General features: G+C 68.9%; 23 protein-coding genes and 3 pseudogenes. 16 read left to right on the forward strand and 10 right to left on the reverse strand.

Annotated features, from left to right (window positions below; translation table 11 throughout):
- The first annotated feature begins 492 nt into the window (after positions 1-492).
- From IEX31_RS14540 to IEX31_RS14550, 3 genes are read left to right on the forward strand one after another with little or no spacing between them, the layout of a single operon-like run.
- Positions 493-1,068: a helix-turn-helix domain-containing protein gene (locus IEX31_RS14540; RefSeq protein WP_188744141.1), complete on the forward strand. Its 576-nt coding sequence runs from the start codon at positions 493-495 to the stop codon at positions 1,066-1,068.
- Positions 1,065-1,649 (forward strand): hypothetical protein, encoded by a 585-nt coding sequence (locus IEX31_RS14545; protein ID WP_188744142.1) that lies wholly within the window; start codon positions 1,065-1,067, stop codon positions 1,647-1,649. Before IEX31_RS14540 ends, IEX31_RS14545 begins: the two co-directional genes overlap by 4 nt.
- A 33-nt stretch (positions 1,650-1,682) precedes the next feature.
- A complete protein-coding gene (locus IEX31_RS14550) occupies positions 1,683-3,419 on the forward strand; it encodes an ABC1 kinase family protein (RefSeq protein WP_188744143.1) in 1,737 nt (578 codons plus the stop codon).
- A gap of 466 nt (positions 3,420-3,885) precedes the next feature.
- On the opposite strand, the gene IEX31_RS14555 is transcribed toward IEX31_RS14550, so the two are convergent.
- Together IEX31_RS14555 and IEX31_RS14560 are read right to left on the reverse strand one after the other, a co-directional pair.
- The gene (locus IEX31_RS14555; RefSeq protein ID WP_188744144.1) at positions 3,886-5,049 is read right to left on the reverse strand and encodes a N(5)-(carboxyethyl)ornithine synthase; all 1,164 of its coding nucleotides are present in this window, start codon (positions 5,047-5,049) and stop codon (positions 3,886-3,888) included.
- Positions 5,050-5,238: 189 nt separating this feature from the next.
- Positions 5,239-6,051 (reverse strand): SDR family oxidoreductase, encoded by an 813-nt coding sequence (locus IEX31_RS14560; RefSeq protein ID WP_188744145.1) that lies wholly within the window; start codon positions 6,049-6,051, stop codon positions 5,239-5,241.
- Between the two features lie 77 nt (positions 6,052-6,128).
- Between IEX31_RS14560 and IEX31_RS14565 the strand changes: the two genes are divergently transcribed.
- Positions 6,129-7,010, forward strand: coding sequence for a sigma-70 family RNA polymerase sigma factor (locus tag IEX31_RS14565; RefSeq protein ID WP_188744146.1), 882 nt, complete (start codon positions 6,129-6,131; stop codon positions 7,008-7,010).
- A gap of 93 nt (positions 7,011-7,103) precedes the next feature.
- On the opposite strand, the gene IEX31_RS14570 is transcribed toward IEX31_RS14565, so the two are convergent.
- Entirely contained in the window at positions 7,104-7,454 is a 351-nt protein-coding gene (locus IEX31_RS14570) for a metallopeptidase family protein (protein ID WP_188744147.1), read from the reverse strand.
- Between the two features lie 175 nt (positions 7,455-7,629).
- Here IEX31_RS14570 and IEX31_RS14575 point away from each other — a divergent pair, with 175 nt between their 5' ends.
- From IEX31_RS14575 to IEX31_RS14585, 3 genes and pseudogenes are all read left to right on the forward strand, one after another.
- Positions 7,630-8,229 carry a dihydrofolate reductase family protein gene (locus tag IEX31_RS14575; protein WP_188744148.1) on the forward strand — a complete coding sequence of 200 codons (600 nt, stop codon included), beginning with the start codon at positions 7,630-7,632 and terminating at the stop codon, positions 8,227-8,229.
- Positions 8,230-8,493: 264 nt separating this feature from the next.
- Positions 8,494-8,613: a YciI family protein gene (locus tag IEX31_RS19645; protein WP_229662386.1), complete on the forward strand. Its 120-nt coding sequence runs from the start codon at positions 8,494-8,496 to the stop codon at positions 8,611-8,613.
- Positions 8,610-9,835, forward strand: a pseudogene (locus IEX31_RS14585) (RNA polymerase sigma factor). Before IEX31_RS19645 ends, IEX31_RS14585 begins: the two are co-directional and overlap by 4 nt.
- A 19-nt stretch (positions 9,836-9,854) precedes the next feature.
- Here the strand turns inward: IEX31_RS14585 and IEX31_RS14590 are convergent.
- On the reverse strand, positions 9,855-10,394 hold the full coding sequence (locus tag IEX31_RS14590) for a dihydrofolate reductase family protein (protein ID WP_188744149.1): 540 nt from the start codon (positions 10,392-10,394) through the stop codon (positions 9,855-9,857).
- Positions 10,395-10,546: 152 nt separating this feature from the next.
- Here IEX31_RS14590 and IEX31_RS14595 point away from each other — a divergent pair, with 152 nt between their 5' ends.
- Both IEX31_RS14595 and IEX31_RS14600 read left to right on the forward strand, forming a co-directional pair.
- Complete coding sequence (locus tag IEX31_RS14595) at positions 10,547-10,795, forward strand: helix-turn-helix domain-containing protein (RefSeq protein WP_188744150.1); 249 nt, start codon at positions 10,547-10,549, stop codon at positions 10,793-10,795.
- A complete protein-coding gene (locus IEX31_RS14600; RefSeq protein ID WP_188744151.1) occupies positions 10,788-12,029 on the forward strand; it encodes a HipA domain-containing protein in 1,242 nt (413 codons plus the stop codon). Before IEX31_RS14595 ends, IEX31_RS14600 begins: the two co-directional genes overlap by 8 nt.
- Before the next feature lie 38 nt (positions 12,030-12,067).
- Here the strand turns inward: IEX31_RS14600 and IEX31_RS14605 are convergent, their stop codons facing one another.
- From IEX31_RS14605 to IEX31_RS14620, 4 genes are all read right to left on the reverse strand, one after another.
- On the reverse strand, positions 12,068-12,703 hold the full coding sequence (locus tag IEX31_RS14605) for a response regulator transcription factor (protein WP_188744152.1): 636 nt from the start codon (positions 12,701-12,703) through the stop codon (positions 12,068-12,070).
- Positions 12,700-14,670 carry a sensor histidine kinase gene (locus IEX31_RS14610; RefSeq protein ID WP_188744153.1) on the reverse strand — a complete coding sequence of 657 codons (1,971 nt, stop codon included), beginning with the start codon at positions 14,668-14,670 and terminating at the stop codon, positions 12,700-12,702. Before IEX31_RS14610 ends, IEX31_RS14605 begins: the two co-directional genes overlap by 4 nt.
- Before the next feature lie 52 nt (positions 14,671-14,722).
- Positions 14,723-15,304 (reverse strand): hypothetical protein, encoded by a 582-nt coding sequence (locus tag IEX31_RS14615; RefSeq protein ID WP_188744154.1) that lies wholly within the window; start codon positions 15,302-15,304, stop codon positions 14,723-14,725.
- Positions 15,305-15,411: 107 nt separating this feature from the next.
- Positions 15,412-17,811: a carboxypeptidase-like regulatory domain-containing protein gene (locus IEX31_RS14620; protein ID WP_188744155.1), complete on the reverse strand. Its 2,400-nt coding sequence runs from the start codon at positions 17,809-17,811 to the stop codon at positions 15,412-15,414.
- Positions 17,812-17,987: 176 nt separating this feature from the next.
- Here IEX31_RS14620 and IEX31_RS19310 point away from each other — a divergent pair, with 176 nt between their 5' ends.
- The gene (locus IEX31_RS19310; RefSeq protein ID WP_268236995.1) at positions 17,988-18,113 is read left to right on the forward strand and encodes a hypothetical protein; all 126 of its coding nucleotides are present in this window, start codon (positions 17,988-17,990) and stop codon (positions 18,111-18,113) included.
- 153 nt (positions 18,114-18,266) lie between these two features.
- On the opposite strand, the gene IEX31_RS14625 is transcribed toward IEX31_RS19310, so the two are convergent.
- Entirely contained in the window at positions 18,267-18,656 is a 390-nt protein-coding gene (locus tag IEX31_RS14625; RefSeq protein ID WP_229662387.1) for a nitroreductase/quinone reductase family protein, read from the reverse strand.
- A 248-nt stretch (positions 18,657-18,904) separates the two neighbouring features.
- Here IEX31_RS14625 and ectB point away from each other — a divergent pair, with 248 nt between their 5' ends.
- A complete protein-coding gene (ectB, locus tag IEX31_RS14630; RefSeq protein WP_188744157.1) occupies positions 18,905-20,182 on the forward strand; it encodes a diaminobutyrate--2-oxoglutarate transaminase in 1,278 nt (425 codons plus the stop codon).
- Between the two features lie 55 nt (positions 20,183-20,237).
- Here the strand turns inward: ectB and IEX31_RS14635 are convergent, their stop codons facing one another.
- Entirely contained in the window at positions 20,238-20,681 is a 444-nt protein-coding gene (locus tag IEX31_RS14635; protein WP_188744158.1) for an SRPBCC family protein, read from the reverse strand.
- 79 nt (positions 20,682-20,760) lie between these two features.
- On the opposite strand from IEX31_RS14635, the gene IEX31_RS14640 reads away from it, so the two are divergent.
- The 5 genes and pseudogenes from IEX31_RS14640 (at position 20,761) to IEX31_RS19015 (ending at position 24,259) form a co-directional block, all read left to right on the forward strand.
- A complete protein-coding gene (locus IEX31_RS14640) occupies positions 20,761-21,426 on the forward strand; it encodes a TetR/AcrR family transcriptional regulator (protein ID WP_188744159.1) in 666 nt (221 codons plus the stop codon).
- A 132-nt stretch (positions 21,427-21,558) separates the two neighbouring features.
- Positions 21,559-22,026, forward strand: a complete 468-nt coding sequence (locus tag IEX31_RS14645) for a VOC family protein (protein ID WP_188744160.1) — start codon at positions 21,559-21,561, stop codon at positions 22,024-22,026.
- A 118-nt stretch (positions 22,027-22,144) separates the two neighbouring features.
- A pseudogene (locus IEX31_RS19005) lies at positions 22,145-23,673 on the forward strand (acyl-CoA dehydrogenase family protein); the annotation flags it as partial.
- Positions 23,674-23,720: 47 nt separating this feature from the next.
- Positions 23,721-24,059, forward strand: a pseudogene (locus IEX31_RS19010) (alpha/beta fold hydrolase); the annotation flags it as partial.
- Positions 24,056-24,259 (forward strand): alpha/beta fold hydrolase, encoded by a 204-nt coding sequence (locus tag IEX31_RS19015; RefSeq protein ID WP_229662389.1) that lies wholly within the window; start codon positions 24,056-24,058, stop codon positions 24,257-24,259. The pseudogene IEX31_RS19010 and the gene IEX31_RS19015, both read left to right, overlap by 4 nt.
- Positions 24,260-24,273: the final 14 nt, after the last annotated feature.

Consider the following 24,273-nt stretch of genomic DNA (forward strand, 5'->3'; position numbering starts at 1 on the left):
AGGTCCTGGACCTCCTACACATCCCCACCAACGTCTACAACTCGACCGAAGCCCAGTGAAGCGGGGGCCCAAAACGCGATCGAGAAGTGCGGAACGTCAGGACGAACCGGCGAATCGAGCGAATACCAGTGCGAACGGATGCCGCGCGCACCTGGATACTCCTCGACGAACTTCGCCCAGAGTTGCTCCGCGGCTGGCAGGGAGCCACGCCTCGCTGCAAGCGCGACCTCGCCGATCTCGCGGAGCCCCTTCGACACGGCCGCCTGCGTGATGCCCGACTCGCTCGCGAGTTGCCGTTGCGTGCGCCGCGCTGGCGTGCGAAGGAGCGAGCGGACCGACATCCTCGTCGCCGCGATCGACGGGCAACGGGTGAATCACGGGCGAATCACGCAGCGGCGGCCCACAAATTGCACGGACCCGATCACGACGAATGTCGATCCAAGGTGGATACGGGGGTACAATATTCAACAGATCGAATCTTTGGAGCTTTTCATGACCGCTGGCACTCTCGTACGATCGGCTCGCAAGAGTCGAAGGCTCACGCAGGCGAGCCTCGGACGTCGCGCACGCCTGACGCAGTCGCACCTCTCGCTCATCGAGGGAGACCGGCAGAACCCGTCATTCGACACCGTCGAGCGCGCCCTGCGGGGCGCCGGCCACCGTCTGGTGGCCATCCCTACGCTTCGAGACGACGCCGCCATCATCGCCTCCGAGATACGAGCCGACCTGGCGTTCGGGCGACCCGAGCGAGCACTTCGACGATTCATCCAGTTCAACGACAACCTGACGGCCGAGCACGGTGCCGTGCGGTTCGCGCTGGCGATCACCGAACCCGAATCGACGGGCTCCAAGCAGTGGGACGCCGCGATCGCCGCGCTCGTTGCGCATCACCTGGAGGCGGAGCAGCTGCCGGTTCCAGAGTGGGCGAACCGACCGTCACGCGTTCTCAAGCGTGCCTGGGTGTTCGGAGTCGGCCCCTACACATTGGGGCCCGAGCTCGATCGCGTCCCCGCGGCGTTCCGTGAACGGCGCGTTCTCATCGACGCCGACACCCTCCGCAGCGTATGACCCGCTTCGATCGCGATCTGCTCGAGGTTGGCCTGCGTCAACTCGTCGCTCGGCTCCGGGAATCCGGCGTTCGCAGCGGCATCCGAATCGTCGGCGGTGCCGCGCTCGCCCTTCGCTACTTCGATCGCGAATCGACCGTGGATATCGACGCTCATTTCATCGGCTCTCCCGAAGTCGTCGAGAACGCGGCCATCGCGGTCGCACGCACCAACGGTTGGCCCGACGATTGGCTCAACAGCAAGGCCGCAGGCTTCATCCCCGAGTACGGTTCGAAACCAGTTGAATGGGCGACTCTTCATGACGACGGCGCGGTCATCATCGAGGTCGCCCGACCCGAAGCGCTCCTGGCGATGAAGCTCAAGGCCAATCGTCCCGGCCGTGACGACACGGATGCCGCCAAGCTGATGGCGATCTGCGGCATCGCCACGCTCGACCAGGCCGAACAGCTGTACGAGGAGCACTATTCGGGCGAGGTGCTTCCCGATCGCGCCATCCGGATGGTCGAAATGATCCTTCGAGTCGGGGTGCCCGCCGTTCCTCTCCCGCAGCCGGACATCGACCTCGAGCCGCGATCGGACTGAATCGGTCGGGGGAATGTGCCGCTTCGCGCCCGAATGCGCTGCACCCGCTACCGGCGGATCCTGCGGTTCGCCGTGCGACACATCGTGCAGACGTGGTGGTTCGAGCTCGTTCTGCCTCGCTTCGGCTTCGCGAAGTACGTGGCGCGCGGGCGAGCGGTGCGGCTGACCCGCATCGCCCGACGCTTCCACGTGCTCGCGGTCGACCTCGGCGGCCTCATGATCAAGGTCGGCCAATACCTCTCGTCGCGGCTCGACGTGCTGCCGCCCGAGATCACGCGCGAGCTCGCCGGGCTCCAAGACGAAGTGCCGCCGGTGCGGTTCGACGCGATCCGGCGCCTCGGCGAGGCCGAGCTGGGCGTTCCGCTCGAGCGGGCGTACGCGTGGTTCGACCCGACACCGTTGGCCGCGGCATCCCTGGGTCAAGCGCATCGCGCGCGGCTCTCGCCGATCGACGCCGCCGACACGGGGCTCGACGAGGCCGTCGTCAAGGTGCAGCGACCGGGCATCGAGAGGATCGTCGACGTCGACCTGTCGGCGCTGCGCCGCGTCGCCGGATGGCTCAGCCGTGTGCGGTTCGTCTCGAGCCGCGTGGACCTCCCGTCGCTCGTCGAGGAGTTCGCGGTCACGAGCCTCCAGGAGATCGACTACCTGCAGGAGGCGGCCAACGCCGAGCGGTTCGCCGCGAGCTTCACCGGCGACCCGCGGGTCGCCGCACCCGAAGTCGTGCGGAAGCGCACGACGCGCCGCGTCCTGACGCTCGCCGACGTGACGGCGATCAAGATCAACGACCGCGAGTCCCTGATGGCGGCGGGCATCGACCCGAAGGCGGTCGCGAAGCAGTTCGCGGCCGTCATGTTCGACCAGCTCTTCCGCGACGGCTTCTTCCACGCCGACCCGCACCCCGGCAACATCTTCGTCACGCCGGTGGAGCAGGTGACGGATGCCTCGTCGACGGCCTCGAGGGTGACGGATGCCGCGTCGCCCGGGTCGTCCCGCGCCGCGTCCCCCGACTGGCGGCTCACCTTCATCGACTTCGGCATGATGGGCGAAGTGCCCGACGGACTGCGCCGCGGGCTGCAGCAGCTCTTGCTCGCGGTCGCCGCTCGTGACGGCAAGCGCCTGGTCGACAGCATCCGTGGTGTCGGCATCCTGCTGCCGTCGGCCGACACGGAGGAACTCGAGCGGGCGATGTCCGAGCTGTTCGCGCGCTTCGGGGGCATGGGCCTCGCCGAGGTACGGCAGATCGACCAGCGCGAGCTGCGCAGCTTCGCGATCGAGTTCGGCGAGGTGATGCGGGCGCTGCCGTTCCAGCTGCCCGAGAACTTCCTGCTCGTCATCCGTTCGATGTCGCTGACCTCGGGCCTCTGCAGCTCGCTCGACCCCGACTTCAACATGTGGGACGCCGTCGAGCCCTACGCCGCCCAGCTCCTCCGCGACGAGCGCGGCAACTTCGTGCAGGCGCTCGGGCAGGAGGCGCTGTCCGTCGCCGGCACGGCCGCGCGGCTGCCGCGGCGCCTCGACGCGCTCGCGGACCGCATCGAGGAGGGGCGCCTCGTGGCGAACTCGCCGCGGCTCGAGCAGCGGGTGGCGAGCCTCGAGCGCATGGCCCGGCGCATCACCTCGGCAGTCCTGTTCGTCGGCCTGTTCATCGGCGGAATCCTGCTTCGCCCCGACGAGCCGGTGTGGGGCGGCGTGCTGATCGCGGTGTCGGCGATCCCGCTCCTGCACGCCCTGTTCGCCGGGGTGTTCCGCCGGCGCGGGCGGGGGTGATCGGGTGCTCGGTCAATGGCCTGATCGGGCGCCCCTGGCGGCGGATGCCTCGACCGCGCGATTTATCCTCCACGGCGGGCCGTCGGGCGAAGTTCTCCACATGCAAAGTCCTGATCATCAATGGTTTTCGTGCGCGAACGGATGTCAGTGGGTAGGTGCAGGATCGAAGCATGGAACAAACCCCGCCGCCGCCCGCGCAGGCCGCACAGGTCGAAGTGGAACAGACGAGCGACCCCGGGCTCATCCTGGTCAACGCCAGACCTTCAGCGGCGAGCGCCTCCCCTCGCGGCATCCGCACGTCGCAGCTGCCGTGGAGGCTGCGAAGATCGGCATTGAGGCGGCATCCGCGATCACCTCGATGCTCGACCGGGGCGGCGACGCCACCCGACCCCGACGTGGAAACGCCAGGCAGGTTCGGTGCGATGGCGCGCGCGCTCGCCGATGCGAGGATCAACATCACTCTCGCCTACGTAGCGAGCGGAGCATACGGGTACTCGGCCGAGCGCCCCTGAAACTGCAGGATCGCGTCGTTACGGATGCGGCCACCTTCGATCTCGGTCGCTCGGCTGATGGTGTCCGACGCGGCCCACGCCTCCGGGCCCTCCATCACGGTGCGGAGGAATGGCATCAGCGCTTCGCTGATCTCCCAAGTCGCAGAGTTCCAGAGGTACGACGGGCTGTGGTCGACGGCGTAGTAGTTGGTCGAATCACCGACCGTGAACATCGGGTCGGCGAACGACGTAGGCCGTGCCCACTCGAACCCCATGCCGGCGTCGATCGAGACATCGACGATGAGACTGCCGGGGCGGAAGGCCGCGACATCCTCGGTGCGGAGGTAGGTGAGCGGTGCGTTCGGATCCTGCAGGGTGCAGTTGACCACGATGTCGTGCGCAGCGAGGAAGGGGGCGAGCGCGATCGGCCCGTCTTCGGTGTTGACGGTGCTCAGGAACGGGGCGTCGGGGTCGTGTTCGAACTGGATGATGTCGATCGAGGGGATCGGCGAGCCCACGGCTGCAGTGTCGCGGTTGGTCAGCACACGCACATCATGGATGCCGTGGGCGTTCAACACAGTGACCGCACCGCGCGCGGTCGCGCCGAAGCCGATGACCACCGCGTTGAGCCGCCGACCGTAGTCGCCGGTCGAGCCGCAGAGTTGCAGGGCGTGGAGCACTGAGCAGTACCCGGCGATCTCGTTGTTCTTGTGGAACACGTGCAGCCCGAACCCCCCGTCGGCCTTCCAGTGGTTCATGGCCTCCCACGCGATGAGCGTCAGGCCCTTGTCGATGGCGTGCTGCGTCATCTCCCGGTCTTGCACGCAGTGCGGCCAGCCCCACAGCACCTGCCCATCACGGAATTCAGTCAGATCGGACGCGAGCGGCTTCGGCAGTGTGATGACGTCGGCCTCGGCGATGATGGCCTCGCGCGAGGCGATCGCGCCGACCAGCGGAGCGAGCTGCGCGTCAGAGATGCCGAAGCGCTCGCCGTAGCCGCGCTCGAGCATCATGTTCGACCGCAGGTCGGCGTCGATCCGCTCGAGGTGGGAGGGATGTATCGGCAGTCGCTTCTCGTCGGTCTTGCGCGAGGTGACCATCACGCCGAGTCTGAGGAGTGAAGGGGTAGGCGTGTTCATCGTGGCCTCCAGTTGTGCGGCCGGGGTTGGCTCGGAGCTCGCTCACCGGCATCCGTCGTGCAGATGCGAACCAACGGGTGAGCCGCCGTCCGTCGAACCGGCGCCCTTCCCTGAGGCTACGGCACCAGCCCCTCCGGCGGGCTCGGAGAGCACCTCTGCCGTCGTCGTCGCCGCCCGCCGCCGACGCGCCTACGAGCTGACTCCGCGCAGCCGCTCACCCGAACCGGCACTCGTCGCGAGGTCGCGTTCCGTCAGGTAGCCGGCCCAGGTCCGCGCGCCGCGCAGCGCGCCCTCGCCCGCGAGGTTCTCACCTGCCCGGTACGCGCGACCCACGGCGCCGGGCAGACGGATCGGCAGGTGCCCACGCCGCTGTCGAGCGCCCGTCGCGGCCGTGAACGTCGCGACGAGCGCCGGCACGTCGAGCACCTCGGGTCCGGCGATGTCCGCGACGCGGCCTGCCGGATCGCCGAGCGCGAGCTCCGCGAGCCGCTTCGCCGCCTCGTCGCCGTCGACCGGCTCGAACCGGAGGCCGCCGGGCACCGGGAGCAGCGGCATCCGCGACATGCTCCGTGCGACCGGCAGCACGAAGTCGTGCAGTTGCGCGGCGCGAAGCACCGTCCACGGCACGCCCGACTCGGCGATGATGCGCTCCGCCTCCGCCTTCGCCCGGAAGTAGCCGATCGGCATCCGGTCGGCGCCGACCACCGAGATGAGCACGAGGTGCCGAACGCCGGCCTCGCGCGCCGCCGCCGACAGGTTGCGGGCCGCGATGTCGTCGCCCTTGGCCCCGCCGGCGAGGTGCAGCACGACGTCGACCCCGTCGAGCGCGGCGGCGAGCCCGTGGCCGAGAACGGTGTCGCCCTCCACCTGCTCGATGCCGGGCGCTGCAGAACGGGGGTGCCTCGATAGGATCCGGATGTCGCGGCCGGCCTCGCGCAGCAGCGGCACCACACGGCGGCCGATGTTCCCGGTGCCGCCGGTCACGAGCAGAGGTGCGTTCATGGTGGAGTTCCTCTCATGTCACATCCGAGGCCGTTGCCTCGTCGACGTACCGACGATCGAACTCGAGGAGATGTGACATGACCGATCGAAGAATTCTCGCCCGGCGGTTCGAGACCGAACGACCGCGGCTGCGCGCGATCGCCACGCAGCTGCTCGGCTCCGGCGCCGATGCCGACGACGCCGTGCAGGAGAGGTGGCTTCGCCTCGAGCGAGCGGATGCCGCGGGCATCGAGAACCTCGAGGCGTGGCTGACGACCGTGGTCTCGCGCATCAGCCTCGATCAACTGCGCGCACCCCGCCGGAAGCGCGAGCACTCGTGGCAGGTCGAACCGTGGCGCGACGAACCCGTCGCCGCCGAGGCGGATCCCGCCGACCTCGTCGCCCAGAGCGACCAGGTCAGCGTCGCCCTGCTCGTGCTGCTCGAGACGCTCAGCCCGGCGGAGCGCATCGCGCTCGTGCTGCACGACGTGTTCGGCCAGTCCTTCGATGAGATCGCCGACGTGCTCGATCGCTCACCCGAGGCGGCGCGGCAGCTCGCCTCGCGGGCGCGGCGGCGGGTTCGAGGGGCCGAGGAGCCCGCCCGGCCCGATCGCGAACGCGGTCGGCGCATCGTGACGGCGTGGCTCGCGGCCGCCCAGGACGGGAACATCGGGGCGCTGCTCGAACTGCTCGACGACGGCGCCGTGCTCCGCGCCGACTACGGCACGTCCACGCAACTGGTCGAGGGGGCGGCATCCATCGCCCAGCAGGCCGTGCTCTCGGGTCGCCTCGCCGCCCACTCGACGCCGATCCTCATCGACGGCCGGCCGGGCGTCGCCGCCGTCATGCACGGACGCGTCGTGTCGATCATGGCGTTCGAGATCGACGGCGACCGCATCACGGGCCTCGACGTGCTCGCCGACCCGAAGCGACTCGACGGGCTCGGAATCGACCGGATCGTGCGTTCCGACGATGTGTGACGACACCGCACCGACCATCACCGCACCGACCGCGGCGCCGCCGCTCGCATCCGAGGCATCCGAAGCATCCGCCCATCTCGGGACGGCGGCGCCCTACGCCCAGCCGAGCTCGCGCAGCCGGGCATCGTCGAGCCCGAAGTAGTGACCGATCTCGTGCACGAGCGTGATGCGCACCCGGGTGCGCAGCGCGTCGAGGTCGGCGCTGTGCGCCTGCATGTTGTTCTTGTACAGCGTGATGCGATCGGGAAGCTCGCCGAAGCCGTAGACCCCGCGCGTGGTCAGCGGACGCCCGCTGTAGAGCCCGAACAGCCGGGGCCGCTCCCCCAACGGCTGATTCTCGATGAGAATCGCGACATTCTCGACCCCGCGCACCATGCCGTCGGGGAGCGCGTCGAACACCTCGGCGACCATCCGCTCGAAGTCGTCATCGGACATTTCGACCATGCGCCAATTGTGCCCGCTCGCCGACCGGGCACGGCCCCCGCGGCTGAGTGCGTGGAGACGACCGCGACGTCCCGCGCGCGAACATTTCCGCGCGTGGTGTCGGATCGGAGCGACGCTGTTCGTAGCAAGGGTGAGCGGTCGTCCGCGAGGGGCGCCCCCAGAAAGGACCACGATCATGAAGCTGATCACCAACACGCAGATCACCGTCGACGGTGTGATGCAGGCGAACGGTGGGAACAACCCGGTGCTCGACCCCGGATTCGACCGAGGCGGGTGGGCGCTGCCGCTGGGCGACGAGGAGTCGAAGGCCTACATCGGCGACTTCTACCGGCGCGCCGACGCGTTCCTGTTCGGCCGGCGCACCTACGAGCTGTTCGCCGGCTACTGGGGCGTGCGCGACGACTTCGACAACCCGTTCGTCAGATCGCTGAACTCGCGCCCGAAGTTCGTCGCCTCGAACACGATCACCGACCCGGAGTGGGCCGGCACGACCGTGCTCTCCGGAGACCTCGAGGCGGCCATCCGCGAGCTGAAGGCGAAGCCGGGCGGCGAGCTGCAGGTGCACGGCAGCGGCCAGCTGATCCGCTGGCTGCTCGAACACGAACTCGTCGACGAGATGACTCTGATCGTCTGCCCCGTGATCGTCGGCGCGGGCACGCGGCTGTTCCCCGACGAGGGAAGGGATTTCGCTCTCGAGCTGCTGGAATCGCGCAGGTTCCCGACGGGCATCATGGTGCAGACCTACCGGCTTGGCGGGCGCCCGCAGTATGCGTAGCAGGCAGCACACGAGCAAGATGTCCGTGAACCACATCGTGGAGGTGTGAGATGCAGTACCTGGTTTCCGTGATCGACGACAAGACCAACTCGGGCACCGCCGAGGAGATGGTGGCGATCGGCGAGTTCAATGGCCGCCTGCGGGCGGGCGGTCACTGGGTGTTCGCGGCCGGCCTCGCCGACCCCAGCACGGCGACGGTCATCGACGGCCGAGGCGAGGAGCCGGTGTTTCACCGACGGGCCCTTCCTCGAGTCGAAGGAGCACATGGCCGGCCTGTGGATCATCGACGCTCCCGACCTCGACGTCGCGCTCGCACTCATGGCCGAGGGGTCGAAGGCCTGCAACCGTCGGCTCGAGGTGCGACCGTTGGTCGTGCGCGCCTGATCGACGCGCGCGCGGCGATCACCCGTGCCCACCACGAGGAGTGGGCTCGGGTGGTCGCCTCACTCGCCAAACGCTTCGGCGACCTCGACATCGCCGAAGAGGCGGCGGCGGAAGCCTTCACGACCGCTGTCGAGCGATGGCCGGCCGACGGCGTCCCGCCCAACCCCGGCGCGTGGCTCACCACGACCGCGAATCGCAAAGCAATCGACAGGATCCGACGCGAGCACAAGCGTGACGACAAGCACCGGGAGGCGCTGATGCTCGCCGACCACGACCCGCCCGAGCCGCTCGGCGCCATCGACGACGACCGGCTCCGGCTGATCTTCACCTGCTGTCACCCGGCCCTGGCGATGGAGGCACGCGTGGCGTTGACGCTGCGCATGGTCGGAGGGCTGACCGTACCGGAGATCGCCCGCGGCTTCCTCGTGCAGGAGAGCACCATGGGGCAGCGGATCACCCGCGCGAAGGGCAAGATCGCGGCCGCCCGCATCCCCTACCGGGTGCCGTCCGCGCAAGATCTGCCGGCGCGCATCACCGGCGTGCTCGCAGTGCTGTTCCTCGTCTTCAACGAGGGCTACCTCGCGACCGGCCCCGACACCGACCCCGTGCGTCCAGACCTGACCGCCGAGGCGATTCGGCTGACGTGTCTGATCCGCGCGCTGCTCCCGGAGGACGGCGAGGTGGCCGGTCTGCTGGCGGTGATGCTGCTCACCGAGGCTCGTCGCCCCGCCCGCGTCTCAGCGGACGGCGAGCTCGTCCCCCTCGGCGAGCAGGACCGCGACACCTGGGATCGCGCGCTGATCGAAGAGGGGCATCGGCTGGTGCGCGAGCGCTTGGATTCCGGGGCCGCTCCCGGTCGTTACCAGCTGCTTGCCGCGATCAACGCCGTGCACACCGACGCGCTAGAGTACCGTGACACCGACTGGTCGCAGGTCGTCGCCCTCTACGATCAGCTGGTCCGCATCGACCCCTCGCCGATCGTCGCCCTCAACCGCGCCATCGCGGTCGCGGAGCTCGAGGGTCCGGATGTCGCGTTGGCGATCATCGACCGACTCGGGGACTCGTTGACCGGTATCACGCCTTCCACGCCACTCGCGCCGAGCTGCTGCGCAGACTGGAACGCCGCGAGGAGTCGCGCGCAGCCTACGACCGGGCCATCGCGCTCGCGGGCAACACCGCCGAGACGACCTATCTGTCACGCCGTCGCGACGAACTCGGCTAGGCCTACGGACTCATCCCGTTCAGGATGACGCCGGCGCGTACTCGGCGGCGATGATGCCCGAATCGTAGGCCTGCACGCCGAGCAGCCGCAGGCCGACCGGGTGCGGCGTGCGCAGACGGTCCTCGGCGTTGCCCACGAGGAAAGGATGGATGCCGGCGTGCACCTCGTCGACGAGCCCCGCGTCGACGAGCGTGGCGGCCAGCCCGCCGTACCCATGCGAGATGATCGACTCGTACCGGCCGCGGAGGCCTCGCACGTAGTCGGCCACGTCGCCCTCGATCAGGGTCGCGTTCCAGTCGAGCGGACCAGACAGCGTCGTCGAGGCGACGTACTTCGGGAGCGCGTTGTAGTGCGCGGCGAAGCCGCGGTCATCGGTCTGCGCGGGCCAGTACTCGCGGAAGAACTCGTAGCTCTCCCGGCCGAGCAGCACCGCGTCGGCACCGAAGACGAGCTCGTCGGAGGCGCGCTGCAGCCCCGGATCGTTCTCGTCGAACCAGTGCTCCATCTGGTCGAACACCCCGTCGAGCGTCATTTCGAATGAGATCGTCACCTTACCCATGCGCCCCAGCATGCCCCGTTCGCCGCCGGATGTCACCGTCCGCGCGCCTGTGTAGATGTGCGATCCCTGATCACGAAAACGTAGTCAAGACACTTGATTACAAAAACGTAGTGAGATATCCTGACTACGAATTCGTAGTGAAGGGAGCTTTGATGGCCTACCGCGGACGTGTGCCGAATGCCGAGTCACTGGGCCTGATGCTGCAGCAGGGCCGGCTCGCCCGCGGGCTGAGCCAGCGCGCACTCGCCGCCGAGCTCGGGCTGACGCAACGGTGGGTCTCCGAGATGGAGGCGGGCAAGCCGGGCAAGCTCACCGAACGGCTCTTCACGATGCTCGATGCGACCGGCGTGCGGCTCTACGCCGAGCTCGACCCTCCGATCGCGAGCGACGACGATGCCTGAGCTCGCTGTCGAACTGTACGGGCACGAGGTAGGCCGCCTCATCGGTGCCGATTGGCGGCGGTTCGACTTCGAGGCGGCCGGCAGCGCGATCGAGCGCTTCGGGCTGGGCAGTGCGCTGCTGTCGACATCCGTGCCGCTCGTGCCGTTCGGGAATCGGTCGCACGTCGCACGCCGTCGCAACTTCTTCGCCGAACTGCTGCCCGAAGGCGACCTGCTCGCAGATCTCGCCGCTCAGGCCCGGCTGCCCGAGTACGACGTGCTCGGACTGCTGGGTCACTACGGGCGGGATGTCGCGGGTGCGCTGCAGATCTACGATCCCGCGGTGCCGGGCGAGCCGCGCACGCCCTACGCGACCCCGATCGATCGAGCCGGGATCGGCCGGCTCATGCAGAGCCCGACCGCCCTGCCGCTCGGCAACGATCTCGCAACGGGCAAGACCTCGCTGAACGGGGTGCAACCCAAAGTCGTGCTCGCCCGCATCGACGGCGAGTGGCAGCGCGTGCACGACGGGTTCCCCTCGACGCACATCTTGAAACCCGAGGTCGCGCGATACCCGACCATGGTCTTCGACGAGGAGTACGGGGCCCGCATCGCACGCGCGCTCGGGCTTCTCGACTACGACACGTGGATCGACGAGTTCGGCGGCATCCAGACGCTCGTAATCGAACGGTACGACCGGTCGACGGATGCCCCGACCGGGCGTGTGCACCAAGAGGACATGTGCCAGGCGCTCGGCATCTCGCGCACCCAGAAGTACCAGGAACAGGGCGGCGCGGTGACCCTCGACCGCATCCGCGCGCTCGTGGGATCGCAGGCCGGCCGTGCCTCGGTCGAACGCCTCGCGACGACGGTCGTGCTCGCCGTGGCGATCGGCAACGTCGACCTGCACGCGAAGAACCTCGCTCTGCTGCATCCGTTCGACCGATCGGCCACGCTGGCACCCGCCTACGACACCGTGCCGCTGCGCCACCAGCTCAACGACGGCTGGATGGCGCTGGCCGTGAACGGCGTGTACCGGCACGCCGACCTCACCCTCGGCGACCTCGAGACGCACCTCGGCGGGTGGTCGGCGGCCGCGGGAGCGCTCGTGCGGCCGTCGCTCGAGCGGATCGCCGCCGTCGTCGAGTCGGAGCGCCCGCATCCGGCCGCGTACCCGCAGCTGCAGTGGGATATCGCCGGTTTCGTATCGAACCTGCTCGCCGGCGAGCGCGTGGGAGACCTCGTCACGCGCTGACCAGGCGCCTGCTTCTCGAGAGCGGCATCGCCGGAGTCCTACGCGCCCAACCCGCGCTCTCGCGCGACCGCCGCCGCCGCGACCCGAGTCGGCACCTGCAGACGGGTGAGCAGTTCCGACACGGTGTTCGCCACCGTCTTCGACGTCACATCCAGCTCGGCGGCGATCGCCGCGTTGTCGAGCCCGCGCGCCAGGCCGCGAAGCACCTCGAACTGTCGGGCGCTGAGCTCGGGGAACTCGCCGCGGCCGCCGACCTCGCCGCGAGCCAGCAGCGACCGCGCGGCATCCGACAGCGCACTGCCGACGACCAGTTGCCCGGCATGCACGGCCTGGACGGCCGCTGCGACCTCGGCGCGTCCGCTCGACTTCGACAGGTACCCGCTCGCGCCCACCTGGAACGCGGCGACCAGCGTGCCCGGATCCTCGAGCATCGTGAGAATGAGCACCCGCACTCCCCCGTCGACGATGCGTTTCGTCGCGGCGAGACCGCCGATGCCGGCCATCGACACGTCCATCACGACGAGGTCGGGGTCGAGCTCGTCCGCCAGGGAGACTGCCGCCTCGCCGGAGTCTCCGAACCCGACCACCTCGACGCCGGGCACCGACCCGAGCAGGGCGGCGAGCCCGTCGCGCACCATCGGGTGGTCGTCCACCACCAGCACGCGCACCGTCATGACGCCACCAACGGCAGTTCCACCGAGACATCCGTGCCATCCGGTCGCCGCTGCACCGAGAACTCGCCGCCGAGCAGTTCGGCGCGCTCCTGCATCGAGGCGATGCCGACCCCCGGCTTCCACTCTCCAGCAGAACTCCGGCCGTCATCCGTGATCTTCAGCATGAGGCGATCGCCGGCCGACCAGAGGTGCACCGCGATCGTGCCACCGCCGGAATGGCGCAGCGCATTCGACACCGCCTCGGTGCAGATCCGGTACGCCGCCGCCTCGACGCTCGGCGACACCGTCGGCAGGTCCTTGCCGCCGCGCAGCAGCACATCCACTCGTCGACCGGCCGACGAGATCGCCGCGGTCCGCTGGCGGAGCGCTGCGACCAGACCGGCCGAGTCCAATTCCTGGGGTCGAAGATCGTTGATGACGGCGCGGATCGACTGGTGGATGCCGGCCACTTCCGTGCGCACGGCCGAGAGCACGGGTCGGAGGGCAACCGGTTCGTCCACGAGCTCTGCGGCGGCCTCCAACTTGAACGACAACCCCGTTATCGCCGACGCCACACCGTCGTGCAGCTCGCGCTGCACTCGCAGCCGCTCAGCTTCGGCGGCATCGACGACACGCCGGCGGGATGCGATGAGCTCCTGCGTCAGTCGCCGCGAACCCGCGAGCAACGCAAGCACTGGTGCGATCAGCTCCAGCACGTCACGGTCGGATCGGGTGAGGCCGGCCTGCCCGGGCCGCACGCCGACGACGAGACGGCCGGACCGCCGCTCATCCTGCACGAGCGGGAATTCCACCACAGACTCGACCCGCTTCCCCGTCGTCACCGCCTCCAAGCCGTCGACCTCGAGCGACAGCCACGGCAGGCGAAGGGATGCCGCGAGCCGGCCGAGCAACTCCGCCGACTCCCCACCGCTCGACACCTCCCGTGTCACGAGCTGCATCACGTGCACCGGTTCGGATCGGCGCCCGTAGAGCAGACGGTCGACCACCCGCTGCAGCAACCTGCGTAAGGGATCGAACGCGAGCGCGACCAGCACTGCGACGACGATCGAGCTCACCGTCGACTGGAGCACAAGGCTCAGCAGCGCGACCGCACCGATGTAGACGAGCACCACGACTGCGGTGAGCAGGGTCCATGCGAGTGCCCGCGAGAACACGAGCGTGATGTCGAGGAGCCGGTGCCGGAGCACCGCGATCAGGATCGCGACCGGGATGAGCGTGTAGACGAGAAGCAGGGTGTTGTCGCCCAGCCCGAACACCGTGAGCGGCACGGAAACCACGAACGCGACGAGGGCCGCGAGTGCGACCCACAGCACCTGGCGGCGCACGGTCTCGGATCCGCGGATGTACACGACGACCAGGCGAGCGAGGAGGGCGAACCAGATGATGGTCGCTGCGATGTTCACGACGCTCCAGAGCACCGCGAGGAGTTCGAATCCCGGCGCACCGAGCGGATTCACGTCGCTCGGCGCATTCGCGAGCCTGGCGAAGACTCCGCCGAAGAGGCCGACGAATCCGAGGCCGCTCAGACCGACGATCACCGCCGCGACCCGCTCGGGCGCGTTCGAGAGCCGTCCGGTGGGGAATACGAGCAGGGCGAACGGCAGCGCGAGGCCGATGGCGATGCTCCACGCGCTGGCGCCCAGACCGCCCAGTACCGCGACCGACTGCTCCGGCCAGCGGTGGTCTACGGCGTAGACGGATGTCGGGACCGCCGCCGCGGACACCAGGTACGCGAGACCGCCGGCGAGCAGCAACCAGCCGAGCACATTGCGAGGCCGGGCGAGCGCGAGCAGGGTGCCGCAGATCGCGAGACTCGCACCGTTGACGAGGTTGCTCAGCGCGTAACTCTCGAACGCGTCGGCCAGCGTCCAACCGTTGGCGACGAAGAACGTGACCGTCACGATGCCGAGCGCGGCCGCGACCGTGCCGCCGGCGATGCCGACGGCACGGAGCACGGGCTGAGTCATGGTGAAGGCTGAGTCATGGTGAAGTCAGTGTTCCACAGTCACGCGATTCGGGTCACCGGCGCGAAGCGCGCGCGAACACGACGATCGCGATGCCTTCTGCCGCGAGCAGCACGACGCCGACCAGTCCAGCGATGAAGCCCGGCCCATCTGCGTTGGCGAGCCCACCGAGGTCGAGAGCGGCGAACGTCGCGATATCGATGAACGACATCCACAGGCCGAGGAGCAGCAGGCCCCAGCGCGCGAATCCGCCGACGGCACCGACCCGGGCGACCTCGATGCCGGCGACGAGCATGCCGAGCGTCAACAGGGTGCCGCCGAGTGGGAACAGCAGTTCGATGACATTGCCGGTCATCGCGGCGATCGACGCGATCACCAGGATGACGTGAGCGGCCGCGTACACGAACAGGCCGATCCGCGCCAGCACCGAGCGCCCGCCGACTCCACCCAGCGCGAGCAGCACCGCGGCGACCGCGAGCACAATCGGAGGGATGAAGCCCAGGGCACTCTGCGGCAACAGGGATTGCAGGATCCCAGACCCGAGTTCGAGCGCGGCGCCGACCACGAGGCCGGCACCACCGAGCAGCAGGAGACGAGGCGTCGAAGCGACGACCGGAGCAACAGGTGTAGTAGTCATGACGCGAAGCTATGGTCACGGACACCCCCGAGTCTCATGGCGGGAACGATCTCCCGGGTCGAGGCGCCGAACCTCCCGACCATGCGGGAAAGAGCCGTGCTTCCCCGTCACTCGGGAAGCAGGGTGATGTCGATGCCGCTGACGGATTGTCCCTGGGTCACACCGATCGCGAATGCATCCGTGAGCGAGGTCTTGGCCGGATACCACTGTTCGGCGTAGTCGCCGAGCGGACGGACCAAGACCTTGTAATCTCCGGGGGTCAGCCCTCCGATCCGGTAATCCCCCGCGACCGGAGTTGCGAATACCTGTCGGGCGAGGTCCCCGGTGCTCGCGGCGTATGCCTCGACGAGGATGTTCGTCGGCACCGCGTTCCCGTCAGACGTGGCGAGAATGCCCGCGATCGAGCCGCGCACAGCGAGGACGACGTCCAGATCGACGAGTGCGGCGGTGACCGCGACGTTCGGCACGAGTGCGTCGTCGTGCTCGCCGGAGTGGTCCTGCACGTGCAGGTCGTAGGTTCCCGCCCCAAACCCGCGGAGGATGTAACTGCCATCCGCCGCGACGATGGTATTCGCGACGGGCTCGTCGGTGCCGGGCAGCGCCAAGTATGCGCGGACATTGGCGGGGAGCGGCTGGGCGTCGGAGGTCGAGACCTTCCCCGTGAGGGCGACGCCCGAAGCCTCCAGGACGACGTCGATCCCGGCCCGCACCTCCCCGGCCGCAAGCGTGAGCCGCGTTGCTGATGCGGCGTCGGCCGCGGCGGGGTACCAGCGCCGGACATAGCGGCCGCCGGGATCCGTGATCACGACGATGTAGCTGCCCTGAGCGAGTCCGTCGAGGCGATAGTGTCCGTCCGCCGCGACCTCCGTCTCATCCCAGCTCTCCGGGTCGTCGCCGATTGCGCTGGCCGTGACCCGCGCAGGCAAAACCTTCCCATCGGTCGTCGTCACGCGGCCCTCGATGGAGGCACCAATGGGAACCCTGACATCGATGCCGGTGCGCGCCTGACTGAGGCCGACGCTCACGGTGCCGGCGTCCGCCTCAAAGGGGACTCCTGGAAACCAGGTCTTCACATACGGATCGTCGAGGAAGACGTCCAAGCGATAGTTGCCCGGGTCAAGATCGGACAGAGTGTAGGTGCCGTTGGCAGCGATCACGGTCTGCGCGACGTACGTCCCGTCGGGCCGCGACGCGAATACCCAGGCGCGCGCCGGGATAGCACCGCCGTCGCCTGTCATCACCGTGCCGGAGATCGAGGCGCCTGGCGGCTGGAGCCGCGCGTCCACGCCTCCGCTCGCCGTGCCGATGGACACCGTGATGATGGTCGCAACCGCTTCACTCGCCGCCTCGTTGAACCACTGAGGAGCGAGCAGCGCTGAGGCTGGCAGGAAGACCACGCGGTAGTCGTGCGGCGGGAGGTGCTCGAGCTTGTAGCTGCCGTCGACACGAATGTTCGTGCTGACGGGCGACCACGCCGGGTCGGCCGGTACGGCGCGGACCTCGACGCCGACGGCAGGCGGCGAGCCGTCGGGCCCGACGGTTTGGCCGTGGATAGACCCACCCACCTTGGTTACGACGATGTCGATCCCCGCGGTGTCCGCGGCCGATCGCACGGTCACGAGGTCGGCCTCATCGAGTGCCGACTTGCGGTCGAACCAGCTCAGGAGGAAAGCGTGGTCCGGGCTGTGCGCCGCGACCCGGTAGCGCCCGGGTGTGAGGCCGTCGATCCGGAAAGCGCCGTCGGCGTCGGCCGCCGACGTCGCAACCTGATGTTGCTGTTCGTCGTGAACCACGAGCTCGGCCTGACCCAACGGGAGCCCGTCGGACGCGCGCACACGCCCGGACAGCGAGCCGGCCGGCTCCTCCCGCTCGACCAGGAAGACGTTGACCTGCGCGGCATCGAGATCGACGCCGAGCTCGACGACAGTTGCGGTCTCGAGCGAGGTGCCGAGCGAGAACCACTGATCCTCGAAGTGGCCCGCGGGATCGTGGAACAGCACGGCGTACCGCCCGATGGGCAGTGCAAGCGAGAATCGGTCGTCGATGCCCGTGACCCTGCCTGCCTCCGCGCGTGTGGAGACGTCGAAGGCGACCACTTCGATGTCGCGCGGTGCGCGCGGGCCGAGGGTCAGCACCTGGCCCGCCAGCCGCGGCACCAGGATCATGTGGAAGTCGACGTTCACCTTGTTCAGCGGCGAGATGATCCCCTCCTCGACATGCAGCGCTTCTGCGCCGTCGCGCGTTGGCGAGCGCGGAAACCAAGTGTCGAGGTAGGCGCCCTTCGTGTCGTGCGCGCGTACGACGTAGTCGCCGGTCGGAAGATCGGAGGCGATGTATTCCCAGGTGTGGGGGTCCATCGAGGCTGTGGTTCGGAACACGCCGTCGGCGGCGTGGAAGACCTGGACCTCGATCCGGGGGTCGGGCCGCGGCGCGCCGCCATGAGTCTTGAGAGGCGGATGGGCGGGGGTGCGGATGTGTCCCCGGATCGTCGCTTCGGTCGAGCCCATGCGCACACCGTACCGAGCAACCCTCATCGAGCGATAGATCGCGCCGTCACACTGGGGAGGCCAGCAGCCGCAGCAACCTTGCCGCGCCGGCGATGCGCACCGCCCTGACGCTGAGGAGGCGAATCTCAGCGCAGGGCGGCAAATTACGTTGCGCCCTCGCGCGCTAGGCTGATGCGATGCAGACCGGTGAGGTCGGAATCGAGATCACGCCGATCCTCGATGCACCCTCGCTCGAACCGAAGTTCGCCGCTCAGCTCGACGCGCTTCTCCGCCGCACCTGCTGCATCGTCGGCCGGCACTGATTCTCGACACACATGACGTAAGCCATCCCGCCCCCTTCGCACACCCTCCTCTCGTCCATTCCGCCTGTCAAGGAATGCTTGAGTTGTCCTCATTTCATCGAGCAGCTGGAACATCGCACCCGAGCAGGACGACGCGGACCGCCGCCTTCAGGGTCAACTGACCGGCGCGCCCGGCCGCGGGGTGAGCCGGATGACGGGGATCTCCCGGTCCGTGATCCGCTCGTACCTGGCGAACCCATGGGCCGCGTTCGTGATCTGCCGCCACGCCGCGTCGCGCTCCGCACCGTGCAGCTGCTCGGGGATGACCTCGATGCGCTGGCCGGCGAACTCGACGCGCACCCGGTCGGGATTGGCTGCGACGTTGTAGTACCACGCGGGATTCCGCGGGCCGCCGCTCGCCGACGCGACGATGAGCTTCGTGTCGCCCGCGCCGGGGAACCATCGCACCGGAGTCATCCGCTCGACGCCGGTCTTCTTCCCCACCGTGACGAGCACAAGCTTGTTCCCGCGCCGGTCGCCCTTGCGACGAAGGCGATCGGCCATCCGCTGGTTCCCCCAGCGTTCGATCCTGCTGTGGCCCGGCTGGCGTGCCCCTCGCGTTCCGTTCGGAGTGTCGAATGCCATGGCGTCGGCTCCTTCGGGTGGCGATCCTGTCGCTCAATCATCGCGCGATTCGGGCGCCATGCGCCTGCAGAGCGCGGCACTCGCTACGCCGAGGGTGAACTGAACGCCCGGTCGGAGGACGTAGGGTCGATTCACCGTCACCCTGCCTCGAGAGGAGAACGCCTGCCATGAGCAGCCGCGCAGCCCTGGACGTCTTCGACCGTCGCGAGTCGGAGGTGCGCGGATACATCCGCTCGTTCCCGACCGTGTTCGACCGCGCGACCGGTTCTACCCTCGTCGACGCGGACGGGCGCGAGTACCTGGACTTCTTCGCCGGGGCCGGCGTGCTCAACTACGGACACAACAACCCGGTGTTCACGGGCGCGCTCATCGAGTACCTCGAGCGCGACGGCATCATCCACGGCCTCGACATGGCCACCTCCGCGAAGAAGGCGTTCATCGAGGCCTTCGAGCGGCTCGTGCTCGCACCCCGCGGGCTCGACCACAAGCTGCAGTTCACCGGACCGACCGGCGCGAACGCCGTCGAGGCGGCACTCAAGGTCGCCCGCCAGGCGACCGGCCGCTCCACCGTCGTGGCTTTCACGAACGCCTTCCACGGCCTGAGCCTCGGCTCACTCGCCGCGACGGGCAACAGCCACTACCGCGGCGCCGCGGGCGTCGGGCTCGACGACGTCGCGCGCCTGCCGTACGACGGTTACCTCGGAGCGGATATCGACACGCTCGACCTGCTCGAGAAGATGCTCGACGACCCGGGTTCGGGCCTCGACCTGCCCGCGGCGGTGATCGTCGAGGCCGTGCAGGGCGAGGGCGGCATCAACGTCGCGAGCGCGGCATGGCTGCAGCGCCTCCGCGAGATCACGGCGGCACGCGGCATCCTGTTGATCCTCGACGAGATCCAGGCCGGCGTCGGCCGCACCGGCGCGTTCTTCGGGTTCGAGGACGCGGGCATCGTGCCCGACGTCGTCACCGTCTCGAAGTCGATCTCGGGCTCGGGGCTGCCCATGTCGCTCGTGCTGCTGCGCCCCGACGTCGACGTGTGGAAGCCCGGCCAGCACACTGGAACGTTCCGCGGCAACAACCTCGCCTTCGTCTCCGCACGCGTTGCGCTCGAGACCTACTGGGCCGACTCGGCGTTCACCGACGCGATCGCCGCGAAGTCGGAGCTGCTGCGCATCGAGCTCGAACGCATCGCCGCCGATCACCCCGACGAGGGCTTCGTCGTCCGCGGCCGCGGCCTGATGTACGGCCTCGCGTGCGATTCCGACCGCACGCTCGCGGGTCGCATCTCGGCCGAGGCGTTCCGTCGCGGGCTCGTGATCGAGACCTCGGGCGCCTTCGACGAGGTGCTGAAGTTCCTGCCTGCGCTGACGATCTCCGAGGAGGAGCTCGACCGGGGTCTCGCCATCGTGCGCGACAGCCTCGACGTTGTGCTCGCAGCCGGCTGACCCCGGTCACCGCGAGCCGAGCACGGCGGCGCGGATGCGGCATCCGTCGCCGAGGTCAGACGCCGACCGTCTCGAGCCGCTGCTTGAGGAGTTCGAGACTCGCGGGAACGTCGGTGCGCGCGCCGCGAGTCGCCATCAGCCTGATGAGCTTGCCGATGCCACGCCCCTCGAACCAGATGCGGTAGTCGACCTGCGTGCGATTCCCGTCGAGCGGCGCGAGCGAGATCGAGGCGTGTGCGCGCACGGGCCCGTCGATGCCCTCGATCGCCCACCGCCCACCGGGCTCGCACTCGGTGACCTCCCACCGGATCTTCTGCGCTCCGCCGGGCACCTTGCGGACCTCGTACCCCCGCATCCCGACCTGCCGGATCGCCGGCGGCTCTGCCGCCGCCTCCTCGACTGACGGTTGCCACTCGGGGAGCCGAGCCGCGTCGGTGACGTAGTCGAAGACCTCCTGCGGAGTGCGGGCGACCTCGGTGCGGTTTTCGATGACCTTCATTGCGGCCACCTCCCTGAACGATCGGAGCGTCGTTGCCCGATCTATATTGATGCCAGTATCATTCTCCTTAATGTCAGACGTGTCAAGACGCAGATACGATGCGACGCGTCGGCGGCAGCAGGCGGCCCGCACGCGTGCGCACATCGTCGAGGTCGCCGGGTGGCTGTTCGTGGAACGCGGATACACGGGAACCACGATTCCCGCGATCGCCGGCGAGGCCGGCGTGGCCGTCGAGACCGTGTACCGGTCGGCGAGCGGAAAGTCCGGCCTGCTCGCCGACGCGGTGCAGGCCGCCGTGGCGGGCGGAGCCGAGCGCGCCGAGGTCCCGGTCACCGAACGCCCGGCGATCCGGCGGATCGACGAGGAGACGGACCCGGTCCGGCAGCTGCAGCTGTACGCAGCGACGCAACCGGGCATCTGGTCTCGCGTCGGCCCTCTCCTGCGGGTGCTCGACGCCGCCGCCAACAGCGACGACTCGATGGTTCGACTCCGCGAGCACATCGCCGACGAGCGGCGGCAGGGCCTGCGGCACGGTCTCGGACGGATGCTCGAGCAACGGGGGGTGCTGCGGAACGGCGTGACCGCCGAGCGGGCCGGCGACATCGTGTACGCCGTCTGTGGCCAGGCGAATTACCTGGCCCTCGTCGCCGACTGCGGCTGGACCGAGGCGGCCTACGAATCCTGGCTCGCCGAGACGCTGATCGCCGCGCTGCTTCCTCCTGCGAGCGACCGACCGGGTGCGTGACGAACCACGTCGGCGGCCTGAGTCGGGCGGGCCGGCAACGGCCGCGGCATCCGACCGCTTCACCCCTCGATACCGGCGACGCATCGGCGTAGCGTGGCCCGCGACTCAAGGGGCCGAACAAAGGGGTTGCCGATGGCCGAGCTCTCATTCATCCAGGCGTGTCTCTGGTTCGATGACCAGGCGCGCGAGGCGATGGAGTACTACGTCGACGTGTTCCCGAACTCCCGCATCACCCGGATCGATGAGTATCCCGACGAGTCGCTCGACGAGCATTTCAAGGGGATGTCGGGCAAGGTGCTGAACGGGCAGTTCACGCTGAACGGGGTGGACTTCGTCTGCCTCGACGGCGGGCCGCTCTTCACCTTCAACGAGTCGATCTCCTTCGTCGTGTCGTGCAGAGACCAGGACGAAATCGACGACTACTGGTCGAAGCTCTCGCACGTGCCCGCGTCGGAGCAGTGCGGCTGGTGCAAGGATCGGTTCGGCGTCAGCTGGCAGATCATTCCCGCGAACATGGGCGAACTGACCCGCCGGCCCGAGCAGATGCAGGTGATGATGGGCCAGAAGAAGATCGTGATCGCCGAACTCGAGAACGCCTGACGAGAGTCCGGCCGTCGGCGAGTGTCCGGTGGCGTCCGCCTTCTGGCGGCGTAGATTGGGGCTCAACGAGGAGGTACGCGTGAGCACCATCCGTGAGTCCACCGTCTCCCAGGTCGAGGTGCAGCCATCGCCGCACGTCGACGAGCAGCAGTCGCGCGCCGTCGCCGAGGCCGCGCGCGAACAGGAGTGGCGCAAGCCGAGCTTCGCCAAGGGGACTGTACCTGGGGCAGTTCGACCTGTCGCTGATTCATCCGCACCCCCGACCGGAACCGGAGCGCCGCGAGCATGGCGAGAAGTTCCTCGCCGAACTCGAGTCGTACCTGCGAACCGTCGACAGCGCGCGAATCGAGCGGGAGGCGCGCATCCCCGACGAGGTCTTCCAGGGGCTCGCCGAGCTCGGTTGCTTCGGAATGAAGATCCCGGTCGAGTACGGCGGCCTCGGGCTGGGGCAGTACTACTACAACCACGCACTGACGATGATCGGGACGGTGAACGCCAGCGTCGGCGCACTGCTCTCGGCGCATCAGTCCGTCGGCCTGCCCGAGCCGCTCGTTCTCGCTGGCACCGAGGATCAGAAGCGGCAGTACCTGCCTCGCTGCGCGACAGGCGCCATCAGCGCCTTTCTGCTGACCGAGCCGGAGGTCGGCTCGGACCCTGCGCGGCTGCGGGCGACCGCGGTGCCGACCGAAGATGACTCGGAGTACGTGCTCGACGGCACCAAGCTGTGGACCACGAACGGAGTGGTCGCCGAACTGCTCGTCGTGATGGCACGCGTGCCGAAGTCCGACGGACACCGCGGCGGCATCAGCGCGTTCATCGTCGAGGCCGACGCTCCCGGGATCACCGTGCACCGCCGCAACGCCTTCATGGGGTTGCGCGGGATCGAGAACGGGCTCACCTCGCTCCGGAACGTCCGCGTGCCTCGCGAGAACCTGATCGGCCGCGAGGGCGAAGGCCTGAAGATCGCGCTGACCACCCTCAACGCCGGCCGCCTGGCGATCCCGGCCATTTGCGCCGGCGCGGGCAAGTGGAGCCTGAAGATCGCGCGCGAGTGGTCGAATGCCCGCGTGCAGTGGGGCCGACCCGTCGGCGAACACGCCGCGGTCGCACACAAGATCGCGTTCATCGCCGCGACGACGTTCGCGCTCGAGGCGGTGGTCGACCTGTCGGGGATGCTCGCCGACGAGGACCGCAAGGACATCCGTATCGAGGCGGCTCTCGCCAAGCTGTGGGCCTCGGAGATGGGCTGGCGGATCGGCGACGAGCTCGTGCAGATCCGCGGCGGCCGCGGCTTCGAGACGGCAGCGTCACTCGCCGCCCGCGGCGAACGCGCTGTCGGCGCCGAGCAGGCGCTCCGCGACCTTCGGATCAACCGGATCTTCGAGGGCTCGTCGGAGATCATGCGCCTGCTGATCGCGCGTGAGGCCGTCGACGCGCATCTCAAGGCCGCGGGCGACCTGATCGATCCGCACGTGGACTTGGCCGACAAGCTGAAGGCCGCCGCTTCGGCAAGCGGCTTCTACGCCCGCTGGCTGCCGCAGCTGGTGGCCGGCAAGGGCGACCTGCCGACGTCATACGACGAGTTCGGCGCGCTCGCGCCCCCACCTGCGCTACGTCGAGCGCACCAGCCGCAAGCTGGCGCGAAGGCATCCGCCTATCTCGGTGACCTGGGTGGCCTCTCGCAGCGACGCACCCTGCAGTTGCTCGACCTGCGCGGTACCGGCGACTCTCAGACACCGATGGATGCCGCGAGCTATCGCGTCGATCGGCAGGTCGATGACCTCGAGGCGCTGCGATCGCACTTAGGGCTCGAGCGCATGGACCTGCTCGCGCACTCCGCCGGTGCAGCGCTCGCCCTCCTGTACGCCGTGCGGTACGGCGATCGGCTTCGTCGCCTCGTGCTCGTCTGCCCGACACCGAGGGACGATGGGATGCCGCACAGCAAGCGCAGGTTGCTCGCGAGGCGCGCCTCACGAACCCCGCAGCGGCGGCCGAGTACTACGCGCCGGACGCGCTCGAACCGGAAGCGGTGAGGTCGGCGATCGCGCACCTGGATGTGCCCGTGCTGCTCATCGCCGGCGAGCTCGATGTCGCGCTCCCACCCAGGCCCGCGGCGGCGTACGCCTCGCTGTTCCCGCGCAGCGAGTTCGCCGTCGTGCCGAACGCCGGGCACTCGCCCTGGCAGGACGACCCGCGCGGGTGCGTCGACACCATTGCGCGCTTCCTGGATTGAGCCCGAAGTCGAAG

This window comes from Agromyces bauzanensis (genome assembly GCF_014645655.1).
Lineage (GTDB): Bacteria > Actinomycetota > Actinomycetes > Actinomycetales > Microbacteriaceae > Agromyces > Agromyces bauzanensis.